13 protein-coding genes are annotated in these 13,644 nt (G+C 69.0%); 7 read left to right on the forward strand and 6 right to left on the reverse strand.

What is annotated here, in order from left to right:
* Positions 1–63 precede the first annotated feature (63 nt).
* Together HNR24_RS01250 and HNR24_RS01255 are read left to right on the forward strand one after the other, a co-directional pair.
* Positions 64–2,271, forward strand: a complete 2,208-nt coding sequence (locus HNR24_RS01250; protein ID WP_182494768.1) for a catalase — start codon at positions 64–66, stop codon at positions 2,269–2,271.
* Between the two features lie 175 nt (positions 2,272–2,446).
* Positions 2,447–3,376, forward strand: a complete 930-nt coding sequence (locus HNR24_RS01255) for an aldo/keto reductase (protein ID WP_058887186.1) — start codon at positions 2,447–2,449, stop codon at positions 3,374–3,376.
* Positions 3,377–3,400: 24 nt separating this feature from the next.
* On the opposite strand, the gene HNR24_RS01260 is transcribed toward HNR24_RS01255, so the two are convergent.
* Complete coding sequence (locus tag HNR24_RS01260; RefSeq protein ID WP_058887185.1) at positions 3,401–4,033, reverse strand: YitT family protein; 633 nt, start codon at positions 4,031–4,033, stop codon at positions 3,401–3,403.
* A 170-nt stretch (positions 4,034–4,203) separates the two neighbouring features.
* Between HNR24_RS01260 and HNR24_RS01265 the strand changes: the two genes are divergently transcribed.
* Positions 4,204–4,725 (forward strand): SRPBCC family protein, encoded by a 522-nt coding sequence (locus HNR24_RS01265; protein ID WP_220477139.1) that lies wholly within the window; start codon positions 4,204–4,206, stop codon positions 4,723–4,725.
* Positions 4,726–4,736: 11 nt separating this feature from the next.
* On the forward strand, positions 4,737–5,240 hold the full coding sequence (locus HNR24_RS01270) for a (deoxy)nucleoside triphosphate pyrophosphohydrolase (RefSeq protein ID WP_182494769.1): 504 nt from the start codon (positions 4,737–4,739) through the stop codon (positions 5,238–5,240).
* A gap of 217 nt (positions 5,241–5,457) precedes the next feature.
* Here the strand turns inward: HNR24_RS01270 and HNR24_RS01275 are convergent, their stop codons facing one another.
* Genes HNR24_RS01275 through HNR24_RS01295 form a run of 5 tightly spaced genes read right to left on the reverse strand, consistent with a single transcriptional unit; the run spans position 5,458 to position 10,408 of the window.
* Entirely contained in the window at positions 5,458–6,408 is a 951-nt protein-coding gene (locus tag HNR24_RS01275) for a lysylphosphatidylglycerol synthase transmembrane domain-containing protein (protein WP_182494770.1), read from the reverse strand.
* 4 nt (positions 6,409–6,412) lie between these two features.
* Positions 6,413–7,306: a class I SAM-dependent methyltransferase gene (locus HNR24_RS01280; protein WP_083504510.1), complete on the reverse strand. Its 894-nt coding sequence runs from the start codon at positions 7,304–7,306 to the stop codon at positions 6,413–6,415.
* Positions 7,261–8,313 (reverse strand): glycosyltransferase family 4 protein, encoded by a 1,053-nt coding sequence (locus tag HNR24_RS01285; RefSeq protein ID WP_182494771.1) that lies wholly within the window; start codon positions 8,311–8,313, stop codon positions 7,261–7,263. The genes HNR24_RS01280 and HNR24_RS01285 overlap by 46 nt, the downstream gene beginning before the upstream one ends.
* On the reverse strand, positions 8,313–9,086 hold the full coding sequence (locus HNR24_RS01290) for a CDP-alcohol phosphatidyltransferase family protein (RefSeq protein ID WP_182494772.1): 774 nt from the start codon (positions 9,084–9,086) through the stop codon (positions 8,313–8,315). Before HNR24_RS01290 ends, HNR24_RS01285 begins: the two co-directional genes overlap by 1 nt.
* 47 nt (positions 9,087–9,133) lie before the next feature.
* Positions 9,134–10,408 (reverse strand): ROK family protein, encoded by a 1,275-nt coding sequence (locus tag HNR24_RS01295; protein WP_310735360.1) that lies wholly within the window; start codon positions 10,406–10,408, stop codon positions 9,134–9,136.
* Positions 10,409–10,491: 83 nt separating this feature from the next.
* Between HNR24_RS01295 and HNR24_RS01300 the strand changes: the two genes are divergently transcribed.
* From HNR24_RS01300 to HNR24_RS01310, 3 genes are read left to right on the forward strand one after another with little or no spacing between them, the layout of a single operon-like run.
* Positions 10,492–11,769: an ABC transporter substrate-binding protein gene (locus HNR24_RS01300; RefSeq protein ID WP_182494773.1), complete on the forward strand. Its 1,278-nt coding sequence runs from the start codon at positions 10,492–10,494 to the stop codon at positions 11,767–11,769.
* 1 nt (position 11,770) lies between these two features.
* The gene (locus tag HNR24_RS01305) at positions 11,771–12,709 is read left to right on the forward strand and encodes a carbohydrate ABC transporter permease (protein ID WP_182494774.1); all 939 of its coding nucleotides are present in this window, start codon (positions 11,771–11,773) and stop codon (positions 12,707–12,709) included.
* Positions 12,709–13,629, forward strand: coding sequence for a carbohydrate ABC transporter permease (locus HNR24_RS01310; RefSeq protein WP_058887179.1), 921 nt, complete (start codon positions 12,709–12,711; stop codon positions 13,627–13,629). The genes HNR24_RS01305 and HNR24_RS01310 overlap by 1 nt, the downstream gene beginning before the upstream one ends.
* Positions 13,630–13,644 lie beyond the last annotated feature (15 nt).

The following is a 13,644-nucleotide window of genomic DNA, read 5'->3' on the forward strand; positions in this document are numbered from 1 at the left end:
GAGAGGACCACAAGGTTCTTCTGTGACACCGACTCTGGTCGAACACCACAGAGAAGAGTTGCGATGAATGACATCCACATCCCCGGCGCACCGCAGGCCGAGCCCCCCACCGAGGGTCAGCCGGTTCAGCCGCGTCGGCGACTCCCACCGAAACAGGACCAGCGCGCCGCAGCCCCGGTGAGCCCGACCGGCGCCGAGGTGCCCGGAAGCGACACCGGGCGGGTGCAGCAGGGCGAATACCTCACCACCGCCCAGGGCGCCCGCGTCCGCGACACCGATCACTCGCTGAAGGCCGGCAGCCGAGGGCCGGTGCTGCTGCAGGACCATCACCTGCGCGAGAAGATCATGCACTTCGATCACGAGCGCATCCCGGAGCGGGTGGTCCACGCCCGCGGCGCCGCCGCGCACGGGGTCTTCGAGTCCTACGGCACCGCGGGTCACCTCACCCAGGCCAAGTTCCTGGCCGAGAAGACCACCACCGAAGTGTTCACCCGGTTCTCCACGGTCCTGGGCAGCCGGGGCTCGGCGGACACGGTCCGCGACACCCGAGGCTTCTCCACGAAGTTCTACACCGAAGAGGGCAACTACGACCTCGTCGGGAACAACATCCCGGTGTTCTTCATCCAGGACGCGATCAAGTTCCCCGACGTCATCCACGCCGGAAAACCCCACCCGGACCGGGAGATCCCGCAGGCCCAGAGCGCCCACGACACCTTCTGGGACTTCGTCTCGCTGCACACCGAGGCCCAGCACCACACCATCTGGAACATGTCTGACCGCGGGATCCCGCGCTCGCTGCGCATGATGGAGGGCTTCGGGGTCCATACCTTCCGGCTGATCAACGCCGAGGGTGGATCCTCCCTGGTGAAGTTCCACTGGAAGCCCAAGCTCGGCGTGCACTCGATCACCTGGGAAGAGGCGCTGATGACCAACGGGGTGGATCCTGACTTCCACCGCCGGGACCTCGCCGACGCCATCGAGGCCGGCGCCTACCCGGAGTGGGAGCTCGGCGTCCAGGTGTTCCCGGACACCGAGGATCAGATGTTCCACGGCATCGATCTGCTGGATCCCACCAAGATCATCCCCGAGGAGCTCGCCGAGGTGCAGCTGCTGGGCAAGATGACCCTGAATGCGAACCCGCAGAACTACTTCGCGGAGACCGAGCAGGTGGCCTTCCATCCCGGACACCTGGTCCCGGGCATCGAGGTCACCAACGACCCGCTGCTCCAGGGCCGGCTGTTCTCCTACCTGGACACCCAGATCACCCGCCTGGGCGGACCCAACTTCGCGCAGATCCCGATCAACCGGCCGCGCGCCGAGGTCAATGACATGCTGCGCGACGGCTACCACCAGACCGCGGACCACGCCGGCGTCGCGCCGTACCACCCGAACTCCTTCGACGGGGGAAACCCCTACCCGGTCAAGGACACCTCGGCGGACTCCCAGGCCCCCAGTGCGCTGATCGACTTCCCGGAGCCGGTCTCCGAGAGCGTGAAGGTGCGGGCCAGCCCGCAGAGCTTCGATGACCACTACACCCAGGTCACCATGTTCTACCGCAGCCTCAGCCGCACCGAGCAGCTGCATGTGATCCAGGCGTACACCTTCGAGCTGGCCAAGTGCTACGAGCCGGCGATCAAGGAGCGCCAGTTGCAGCAGCTGACCCACATCGACGCTGACCTCGCAGCAGGGGTCGCCGAGGGGCTCGGCCTCCCGGTGCCCGAGCCGCTGCAGGCCCCGGTGGAGCCCGAGCTGCTCAGCCCCACGCTCTCCCAGATCGGCGGCACCTGGCCGATCGAGGGCCGGCTGGTCGGCGTCGTCGTCGATGAGTCCAGTGACATCGACGCGATCCAGAAGCTTCGCAAGGCCATCGACGCCCAGGACATGGTGCCGCTGGTGGTCGCCCCCACCGGGGCGCCGCTCTCCGACGGCACTCCGGCCCAGCGGACCTACCTGACCGCACGGTCCATCGAGTTCGACGCGATCGTGTTCCTCACCGCCTCTGCTGAAGGAGCCGCCGGGGACTCTCCCGATGGCGATCACAAGCTGGGCGATCCCACCGGGGACCCGAAGGTCGATCCGCGACTGACGCTGATGGCCGCGGAGGCCTACCGGCACGGCAAGGCAGTGGTGTTCCCCGAGGGCACCCCGCTGCTGAGCGCCAGCGGCGTCTCTCCCACGGCCCCTGGGGTCCTGGTGGGTGCCCCGGAGAAGCTCACCGAGGACCTGTTCACCCTGATGGGCGCCCACCGCGCCTGGGAGCGCTTCGCCTGATCGCACGCAGGCCCGGCTGACCCCCGTGACACCGGGGCAGCCGGAGCCGTGCCGGATCAGCTTCTCGGCCCCTGCCTGGGACGTCACCGGTGTGTGAGCACCGGCGTCTCGGTCAGGGGCCGAGCTGTGCGCGGAGGCGTTCGGGTCCTGACCCGCGGCGCAGTAGTCTGCTGGGATGAGGAGAATCGAGCTGCCCGCCGCCGGGCTCTCCGCCTCCCAGCTGGTGCTGGGGATGATGCGGATCAAGGACAAGACCGACCAGCAGATCCGCGAGCTCTACGACCTCGCCCGTGCCGCCGGGGTGGACTTCCTCGACCACGCCGACATCTACGGTGCCACCCCGCACCAGTGCGAACGGCGCTTCGCCGAGGCGGTCAAGCTCTCCAGCACCGAACGTGAGGGGGTGCTGATCCAGTCCAAGGTCGGCATCGTCACGGACGGTCCCTTCTACGACTTCTCCTATGAGCACATCATCACCGAGGTGGAGGAGTCGCTGCGGTCGCTGCAGACCGACTACCTGGACCTTCTGCTGCTGCACCGGCCCGATCCGCTGGTCGAGCCAGCCGAGGTCGCCTGGGCCTTCGACGAGCTCCAGGCCGCCGGGAAGGTCCGCCACTTCGGGGTCTCCAATCACACGGTGGGGCAGATCGAGCTGCTGCGCACCGCGGTGACCCAGCCGCTGGTGGTCAACCAGATGCAGCTCTCCCTGGTGCACGCCCCGATCCTCACCGAAGGTGCCCAGGCCAACACTCTGGGCCAGGCCGGCCCGGTGACTCCTGGGGGAGGCGACATCGTGGAATACTGTCGCCGGCACGGGATCACGCTGCAGGCCTGGTCCCCGTATCAGTCGCCGACCGGGGTGTTCCTGGACAACCCGGACTACCCCGAGCTCAACACGGTGCTGACCCGGCTGGCCCGGGAGCATGAGGTGACCCCGGTCGGGATCGCCACCGCCTGGCTCACCCGGCACCCTGCCGAGCTCCAGGTGGTGCTGGGCACCACCCAGGGCAGCCGGGTGGAAGAGGCGGCCGCCGGGTCCCAGGTCAGGCTCTCGCGCCGGGAATGGTACGAACTCCTGCGCGCCGCAGGACACCGGCTGCCCTGAGACCAGGGCAGCCGCAGCGGCGACTCAGGCGCGGTAGCGTCCGGGCCGATGGTTCAGCGCCAGCACCAGGTTCAGCAGCACCGCGCCCAGCGCCGAGTAGAGCACGTTCACCGGTTCCACGACGGTGAGCGCCAACAGGATCACCACCACGTCCAGGCTCATCTGCACATACCCGGCGCGCAGTCCCAGACGTTCCTGCGCCACCAGTGCCACGATGTTGAACCCGCCCAGGCTGGCCCCATGGCGGAAGATCGCCAGCAGCCCCATGCCGATCAAGATGTTGCCTGCCGGCACCCCGTAGAGCGGGTTGAGCTCACCCAGGGCGAGCACCGGTGAATGAAGCAGCGCGTAGCCCGAGACGATCGCCACCGCGGCGATGGTCTTGAGCGTGAAGCTCCAGCCCTTCTTCCAGATCGCCAGCGCGAAGAAGGGCACGTTCACCAGCAGGAACAGCCAGGAGAAGTTCAGCGGCGTGGCGTAGGTCAGCAGCAGCGCCAGCCCTGCGGTGCCGCCGGTCACTGCCTCGGACTGCTGGAGCACATAGAGCCCCAGCGAGGCGAGGAAGGTGCCGATCAGCACGCCGAAGACATCCTCGGCCGGGGAATGCGGGATGGTGGTGTCCTCTGGCCAGGGAGGAACGTTCTGGGATCCGGACATGAGCGTCAGCCTATAGTCGCTCGGCACCTCTTCCGTGCCCGGATGCGCGGGAAGTGAGCACTGTCACGGCGGCGCTGGGCCATCCTGCTCAGGTCATCTCTGGAGGGCGCGTGCCGTCGGGGGCGTAGGCTGAGCACCTACGATGTCAACGGCGAATCGAGGACAGTCCCATGGACCCTGTAACACCTGCACACGCGGCCCAGTACGGTGAGAACGGCGCGGAGGATCTCTCCTATGATCCAGAGTTCTGCGGACGCGTGGTCTGCGCACGCGAGGTCATCCGAGCGGCGCCCCAGGTGGTCTTCGAGTTCCTCGCCGATCCCGCCCTGCAGGTCGAGTTCGATGGCAATGAGAACCTCGCCCAGGCCGAGCCCGGCCAGCGGGTGCACGGGGTCGGAGATGTGTTCCGGATGAAGCTCACCAACGGCCACGTCCGGGAGAACCACGTGGTGGAGTTCCACGAGGGCGAGCTGATCGCCTGGAAGCCCTCCACCATCGGTGAGGCACCGGCCGGTCACCTGTGGCGCTGGTCCCTGGCGGCCACCGCCGAGGGCGGCACCGAGGTCACCCACACCTATGACTGGTCCCAGCTCCGCGACGAGCAGCGACTGGCCCGTGCGAAGTCCACCAGCTCCGCGATGTTGGCGCGATCCGTCGCGCGCCTGAAGACTGTGGTGGAGACCTCCGCCTAAGCTTGGGCGCCATGGAGAGCCAGACCGCCACGGAGTTCGACCAGACCCGCAGCCAGGCCCCCGGAGCCGCCCGCCAGGCCACCAAGACCGTGGTCGCGGCGGCGCTGCTGCGCAGGCGTCCGGGCCACGAGGTCGAGCTGTTCATCGCCCGCAGAACCTCCCCGGCATCGGTCGCCGGGATGTGGGAGTTCCCCGGTGGGAAGCTCGAGGCTGGGGAGACCCTGCACCAGGGGCTGCACCGCGAGCTGCGCGAGGAGCTCGGCGTCGACGTCGCCCTGTATGCCGAGGTCACCGGGCAGGGGAGCAAGAGTTACGCGTCCGAGGCGGGCTGGTGGTTGAAGGAGACCACGGCGATGCGACTCTTCCGCGGGGAGATCCTCGACGGCGAGCCGTTCCCGCTCCAGGACCATGACCGCGTGGACTGGGCGCCGCTCACGCCGCAGCTGCTGGACTACCCCTGGATTCCGGCGGATCGCCCGATCGTGGAACAGCTCCTGAAGGACTCGAAGTCCTGAAGCGCGGCCGCGAGGCGGGCTTCTGAGCAACGCGATCCACCGTCCGGGACGGGATCGCCTGTGGGGGAGATGCGCGCAGAAGCAGTGAGGAGGGCTTCTGCGCGCATCGCGCTTCCCATCGCGCAAATGCTATTAGAACACCTATTCTATGGGCCTGCAAGCGTCCAGGTTGAACTGTCGAATCTGTGTTCTACCGGAGGTTTCTGTGAGTAACCTGTCAGAACGCAGGTTCGATGGGGTCACGATGCTCTGCATGCCGCGCCTGGTTGACCCGCCGCGCCCGTTCCAGCCGGGGAAGCAGCCGCAGCGCCAGGATCACCGCCCCGGGCAGGGTGGAGGCCAGTGCCAGCAGCCCATAGCTGATGGACGCGGTGACGCCGAGATGCGGGGCGAACCCAGCCAGGGAGAATGCCCACGCGGCGGCGGCCTCGCGGGGTCCCCAGCCTCCGAAGCCCAGCGGGACCGACATGCCGGCGATCGCCACGGCGGCCAGTCCCGGGGCCCAGGCCAGCGAGACGGTGGGGGTCACCGCGAGGATCGTGAGGCCGAAGAGCGAGGCGAAGGCTGCCCAGCCGGTGGCGGAGAGCAGCACCACCTGGAGGATGTCAGCACCGGAGAGCGGCTTCAGCCAGCGCCAGGCCACCAGGACCGCGACGGTCGCGACCCCCAGGGCAGCGATTCCGGGCAGCGGCGCCAGCACCAGCAGGGTCAGACCGGCGGCGGTGAACGCCACCGCGGTGCCCATCAGGCGCTCGGCAGCCATGGCCGCGAAGGCTCGGCGCAGCGCGCTGCCACCGGCGTCGACCGCCGCGTCGCTGCTGTCATCGGCGGCCCGCAGCGCGTCACCGGCCAGACCTCCGGGCAGCACCCCGTTGAGGAACGCCGCCTGCCAGCAGCGCGCCACCGCAGGTCCGACCCCGATGCTGATCTGGTGGTGCCGGGCGATCACGCGCCAGCGCAGCGCCTGGGTCAGCACGCCGACCCCGCCCAGCAGCGCGGCGGCGGGGAAGATCCACAGCGGGAGCAGCCGGAACGCGTCCATGAAGGGGGTCATGCCCCATTGCGAGGCGAGGAAGCTGAAGATGGCCACCGTGATCGCGACCTGCAGGAGCGCGAAGAGCAGTGTGTGTCCCCGGCGGGAGGTTGCGGAACGCTGGTCGAGGCTCATCGGGTCACCGGGTGGAGGTGCCTGGCAGGCTCAGCAGGTCGAGGTGGCCCACGGTGACTTCCAGCTCGCCACGGTCCAGCTGCTCCTCGCGGGCAGCGAGCCACTGCTGGGCGGTGCCGGCGAGCGAGGGGTGATGCTCCACGGCCACATCGGCGCGGTCGCTGAGATAGCGCCGGATCAAGGCGGCGTCGCCGGTATCCAGCGTCCAGTCGGTGCTGATCAGGGTGACCTCTGCGCCGCGCTCGCGCAGCAGCTGCGCCACGGTGCCGGCCGCGTCGGGCCCAAGCAGGCCGTCGCGCCGCTGGTGGGCGTCGAAGGCCTGGGTGATGACGGAGTCACCGGGGTGGCCGGGGCTGATCTCCACCGCTCCGGTGACGGTGAGGCTGAGCAGCGCCGCGACATGGCCCACTCCGGAGCCGGCGATCGAGTCGGCCAGCAGCTCGGCCTCTCGGGGGCTGAGCAGATCCAGCAGCGCCGAGCAGGTGACCAGCTGTACTGCCTCGCCTTGAGTCATTCCCGGAAGGTCCTCGATGGTGCCCAGCACCCGGGTGGTCTGGATCGGGCCGGCGGCCGCGGGGTCCTCGGCGGCGACCTCGAGCAGATCTGCGTCATGGTCCAGCAGCGTCCAGTGTTGCGGGAGGGCCAGGCGTGGCGCGAGCCAGGCCTGGTTGGAACCGGTGCCGGCCCCCACATCGATGACATGCACAGATGCGGAGGCTGGGTCCGAGTCGGCGGCGGGGAGCAGGGTATGCAGTCGGTCCAGCAGTGTCTCCAGCAGCGGGGCCGCCTTCTCGCGTGCCTGGTGGTCCGCCCGGCGGCGCTGCCCCAGCCAGTCCGCGGGCACCGGCCGGGTCACCATTCGATCGCCGTTCTGAGATCCTGCGCTGCGTGCGTCCATGACCGCAGTCTAGCCCGGTGAGCCTGCGCCGCGGTGCTCCACGTCTGCCGCAGCGACACATCGCTGAGCCAGTCCCGGAGCACCTCTGACCAGGCGTGGGAGTCTTCGGGATCCACTGCGGCGCCGGGGATCGAGAGCCCGTCGCGCGGACCTTCCGGGTCCCCGGAGAGGGCGGCCTGGGCACCGGTGCCGGAGCCGACCATGGCGGGGATGCCGCGGGACAGCGCCTCGGTGACCACCATGCCGTAGGTCTCGGCCACGGAGGGAAGCACCAGCAGGTCCGTCTGCTCCCACAACTGCTGCAGGTCTCGACCCTGCGCCGGGCCGAGGACGACGGCGCGCCCGGCAGGCAGTGCCTGGGCTGCGGCGCGGACTTCTGCCGCATAGTCAGGATCCTGCGCCTGCGGACCGGCGATGACCAGGGTCCAGGGCAGCGCGGTGAGCCGCTGCAGGGCCTGGAGCAGGCTCAACGGGTTCTTCCGCGGCGTCACGGCACCGAGGAAGAGCAGCCGCGCCGGGGTGCTGCCGCTGGCCAGGGGGGCCGGGTCCACGCCGGGCTCCGCCACGGCCACGGCGTCCAGGCCGTAGCGCGCCTGCAGATCTGCCTGAGCCCAGGCGCTGGTGCAGACCACGGTGTATCCGGCGCCGACCGTGGCGCGCTCGCTGGCGGTGAGCCGCTGCGCATCCTCGAAACTCAGGCCGGATTCCGCCGGCAGCGGCAGATGTACCAGCACCGAGATCTCGGTGCCCGAGGCGGCCGCCTGCGCCAGCTCGTCCGGAGCGGCGGAGGCGATGATTCCATCGATGAGCACCCGCCGGTGGGCTGAGGCCAGCCGGGTCAGCGTCTCTCGGTCCGCAGGGGAGGCCTCAGGCCACCGGCCCGACACTGCAATCTCCTCGACGTCGAGTCCGGCAGCGCGCCACTGGGCCAGCACGCGCCGGTTATAGGTCAGTCCGCCGCTGGGTCCGGGGAGGTCCGCGGGCACGAGGAAGGCATGGCGGGCCATCAGCGCACCGGCTCCTCGGTGCCCTGCCGCTCCAGCCGGATGGCGTCCCGGGTGAAGGAGATCACCAGCAGCGCCAGCGCGATCGCGGTGACGGCGGTGGCGAAGAGCACCGGCGTGAAGGGCAGCAGCGCGACCCAGAGCACCGAGGCTTGGATGGCTGCCACGGTCCGCCGGAACAGGCTGTAGGCCAGGTCCCCGCGCAGGGCCGGCCGGAATCTGGCGGCTGCCACGAAGAGATAGCGCGTGGCACCGATCGCCACGACCCACCAGCCCACCGTGACTGCTGCGATGCAGGAGACCACGAGCAGCGCGGCGGCGTCGGACTCCATATCCAGCCGGGCGCCGGAGGCGCTGGAGCTCTTGGTGTGCCGAGCCACCCAGCCGTCCACCGCGTCCAGCAGCAGCGCCACCCCGGCGAGCGCCGCGAGCGTCCAGCTGCGCGCCGGGATCGCCTCGACAAGGATCAGCACCCCTGCCGCGGTGAGCACCCCGATCAGCCCCACGCGCAGCAGGGTCACCCGGTCAGCGGTGCTCACCACCAGGGGGCGACGGCGCAGCACCGAGACCGCCGCGAGGACCGGGGCCAGCAGCGCGGCGGGGATCAGCGCCAGTGCGATCCCCGGGCCGGGTGCGAGCGTGAGTCCCAGGACCACGGCGAGCGCGGCGGGGAGAAGGATCAACAGGGTGGCGTCGTGGATCACCCGACGCCGGTCTGCGGCGCTGACAGGCGGTGAGTCCCCGTGGGAGGTGGCGCCGCGACCTGATGTTTCCATGCCAGATAATCTAGCCGGGTTGACCGTCCTGAGCGGAACATTCCGGCTCAGTCCTCCGCGCTGCGGTGCAGCGCCTGATCCTTGATCCGGTCTATGGCGAGGCGGACCGCTCCACGCCGGACGGCCTGCGCCCCGAGCGTGGAGGCATCGATCTCCAGCCAGGGCGCGTAGAGGTACTGCGCCAGCTTCTGCTTCGCGCGCGCCGCGACACCGCGCAGCGCCGGGGCGATGGCTCCGGAGACCAGGATGCGGTCCAGGTCGAGCAGCCCGGCGAGCACCACGCAGATCCGCGCGAGTCGATCCGCGAGCTGGTCCATGATCTCTTCGGCGAGCGGGTCTCCCTGGGCCGCGGCCGCGAAGACATGCTCGGAGGTCACCTCCTCGATGGGCCTGGCACCCAGCGGGCCCGGATGTTCCGGGGTCTGGCGCAGCGCCTCGCGGGCCAGGTGCCGGGCCCACCAGCCCATGCCGTTGGAGGACCCCACGCCGTCGACCAGGTCCAGCATGCCCAGTTCCCCGATGCCGCCGCGCCGCTGGTGCAGCAGGCGTCCCTCCAGGACGATCCCGGCTCCCAGGCGTTCCCCGGAGAGGATCACGGCGAAGGAGTCCCGCTCGGTGGTCTGCTGCAGGTCCAACTCCGCCAGGGCCGCGAGGTTGGCGTCGTTGTCCACCGCGCAGTCCCAGCCGTGTTCGGACCCGAGCGAGATCAGGTCCGGGTTCATCAGGCCCCAGAAGGGATTCAGTCCCTGGGGGGAATGTCCTGCCGCGTCCACCGGAGCGGGCACGGCGATCACCAGGGAGGCGACGTCGCCGTGGGTGAGCCCGGCTTCGGCCAGGGCGGCGTCGATCGTGTCCAGAATCGTGCGTCGTCGTTCTGCTGGGGGCTGCAGGGGAGCGTCGGAGCCCTGCGGATTCGAGGGCCGGGTGGCACGGCCGACCTCGACGCCGCGCAGGTTCGCCACCGCCGCCGTGACCTGATGCAGACCGGCGTCCACGCCGATGACATGGCAGGCGTCCTCCCGAAAGGCGTAGCGCAGCGCCGGTCGGCCCTTGGTGTACTGACCGGCCTGCCGGGAGTTCTCGGAGACCTTCAGCCAGCCCTGTTCGGTGAGATCGCGGCACAGCGTGAGGATCGTGGCGCGGGTGAGCCCGGTGGCATGCATCAGTTCCGTGGCGGTGCTGGGTTCCCGGCCCCACATGCACTGCAGCACACGCTGCGCATTGAGCTGCCGGATCAGCTGGGAGGAGCCGGTGGAGGCAGGCGGAGACGACGGGGTCACGGCGGGTCGGCCTCCGATCAGCGGCTGAGGAATCTTGTCCACATTATTGCATTGCTTATATTAAGCCTCTATATTTAAGCGGGACATCAACTTTTAGTGTTCCAGATCACAGAAGGGGGGATCCGGTGGGTCACGTTTCACCTACACCCTCACGACGGGCGTTCCTCGGCGGACTGGCCGGAGTGGCGCTCGCGGCAGGACTCAGCGGCTGCGCCACCGGCCGCGGCGGGCAGGAGGTCTCCTTCCACCAGTCCAAGCCCGAGGCCATCCCCTACTTCGGTGACCTGGTGCGGGACTTCAACCAGCGGACCTCGGGGGTGCGCGCGGTCCACGACACCTCCTCCGGGCTCTCCGCTGGATTCGCGCGCGGCAACCCGCCGGATCTGGGCTGCCTGAACTACAACTACGAGATCGTCCGTTTCCAGGAGCGCGGCGCCTTCTCCGACCTCGCGGACCTCGCCGAGGAGGCGCGGATCGCTCCGAGCATCCAGGACCTGATCGACCAGTACCCGACCTATCCCGGGCGCACCAGTGTGATCCCGTACTCGATGATGGCGGCCGCGGTGCTCTACAACCAGGAGATCTTCGCCGAGCACGACCTGCAGGTCCCCACCACCTACTCGGAGTTCCTCGAGGTCTGCGGCGCGCTTCAAGACGCCGGGGTCACCCCGATCTATTCGACCTACGCGGATCCCTGGACCGTGTCGCAGGGCCTGGTGGACTACAGCGTGGGCGGCAGGCTCGACGTCGCCGAGTTCTTCGAGGCGCTGCGCGCTCAGGGCGCCGACGCCGGCCCCGATGCGCCGGTCTCCTTCTCGCGCACCCTGCGTGAGCCCCTGGAGCAGATGCTCGAGATCGCGGCGTTCTCCCAGCCCGGCGCCGCGAGCCGGGGCTACGGTGACGGCAACGTCGCCTTCGCCCGAGGCGAGGCCGCGATGTACCTCCAGGGCCCCTGGGCGCTGGGGGAGATCGCCACCATCAACCCCGATGCGCAGATCGGGATCTTCCCGCTGCCGATGACCGAGGACCCCGAGGACCTGAAGGTCCGGGTCAACCTGGACCTCGCGCTCTGGGTGCCTGAGGCCTCCAACGCCCAGGAACCTGCGCGGGAGCTGCTGCGCTACCTGATCACCCCCGAGATCGCCGATGCCTACAACCAGGACAACCTCGCCTTCGGGGTCCGCGAGGACGCCCCCGCGGTGACCGACCAGCGGCTGAAGGACCTGCAGGGCTTCGTGGACCGCGCCGCCTTCTACCAGGGGGTGTCCCAGGCCATCCCGCGCACCATCCCGTTCGAGAACTACGCCCAGGGAATAGTCACCGGTCAGAGTCTGGAAGCCACGCTGCGGACGCTGGACGAGGACTGGGCCCGACTGGCTCGACGCTCAGAGACCGAGGCCTGACATGACCACTGCCACCACCTCATCGCGGACCGCGGACACCCCCACCGGGGCCACCACCCGGTCTCGACCCGCCCCTCGACGTAAGCCCCGCGCGGATCGCGTCTATCTCTGGTTCCTGCTGCCCACCCTGGTGCTGTTCACGCTGAGCATCACCATGCCCGCCGTGATGGGGATCTTCTACAGCTTCACCGACTCGGTGGGCTTCGGGGAGTTCAACTTCGTGGGACTGAACAACTACCTGGTGATGTTCAGCGATCCGGCGATCCTCTCCTCCTATGGGTTCACCATCGGAGTGGCGCTGTGCACGGTGATCCTGGTCAACGTGGTCGCCCTGACCCTGGCCATCGGGCTCACCTCGAAGATCCGGGCGAAGACCGCGCTGCGCACGATCTTCGTGATGCCGATGGTGGTCTCCGGGATCATCATCGCCTTCGTCTTCCAGTTCATCTTCGCCAACACGGTCCCCGCCGCCGCCCAGGCGCTGCAGCTCGGGGTGCTGGAGGAGTCGATCCTCGCGGATCCGGATCTGGCCTGGATCTCGATCGTGCTGGTGACCGCCTGGCAGGCGGTCCCGCAGGCCATGCTGATCTACATCGCCGGGCTCATGACCGTGCCGCGGGACGTCTACGAGGCCTCCGCCATCGACGGCGCCTCCGCCTGGAAGCAGCTGCGCAGCATCACCCTGCCGCTGATCTCCGGTTTCGTGCTGATCAACGTGATCATCGGGTTCAAGGACTTCCTGGGCACCTACGAGATCATCGTGGGCCTGACCGACGGCGGACCCGGCACCTCCACCCGCTCGGTGGCGATGACGATCTTCTCCGGCTTCGACAACGGCGACTATGCCTACCAGATGGCGAACTCCACGATCTTCTTCCTGATCACGCTGGCCATCGCACTCATCCAGCTGCGCCTGACCCGAGGAAACGCGAGGATCTGATGACCCTGCCCACCACCACCATCCCCGGCGGCGCCGCCAGCACCACCCCGCGCCGCTCCTCGGAGGACTCTAGGCGCGCCGCGCTGCCGACCTCGCGCCGCTCCGACCGGCACCGCTGGGGCACCACGGTGCTGCTGATGCTCGGCGCACTCACCGTGATCCTGCCCTTCTACGTGACCATCTCGATGGCGTTCAAGACCGGGGAGCAGGCCGTGGAAGGCGAGGCCTTCGCCCTGCCGGCCCCGTTCAGCGTGGAGGGCTTCTCCACCGCCTGGGCGCTGACCGACTTCCCCCGCGCCTTCACGATCTCGATCCTGATCACCCTGGCGACAGTGATCGGCACCATCCTGCTCAGCGCGATGGCCTCCTACGCGATCTCCCGGAACTGGGAGAAGAAGGCCTACCGCTGGGCCTTCTACTACCTGCTGGCCGCGATGTTCCTGCCCTTCCCGGTGCTCGCGCTCTCCCAGGTCAAGCTCACCGGCATGGTGGAACTCGCGAACCCGCTGGGAGTGGCGCTGCTGCACATCATGTTCCAGATCTCGTTCAGCACGCTGCTCTTCACCGCGTTCCTGCGCTCGCTGCCCGCGGAGCTGGAGGAATCCGCCCGAATGGACGGCGCCTCCACCGCAGGGGCCTTCTGGCGGATCGTCTTCCCGCTGATGGCACCGATGAGCGCCACCGTCGGGATCTTCGCCTTCCTGAAATCCTGGAACGACTTCATGATGCCTTCACTGATCATCGCGGACCCCACGCTGCAGACGCTGCCGGTGATCCAGGAGATCTTCCAGACCCAGTTCAGCAACAACTACCACGTCTCCTTCGCCTCCTACCTGATGGCGATGGCCCCGGCGATCATCGCCTACGTGATCTCCCAGCGCTGGGTGCTCTCCGGACTCACCCAGGGCGCCGTCAAATGATCCCCTCGGACCTGG

It is taken from the genome of Nesterenkonia sandarakina (assembly GCF_014138825.1).
Lineage (GTDB): Bacteria > Actinomycetota > Actinomycetes > Actinomycetales > Micrococcaceae > Nesterenkonia > Nesterenkonia sandarakina.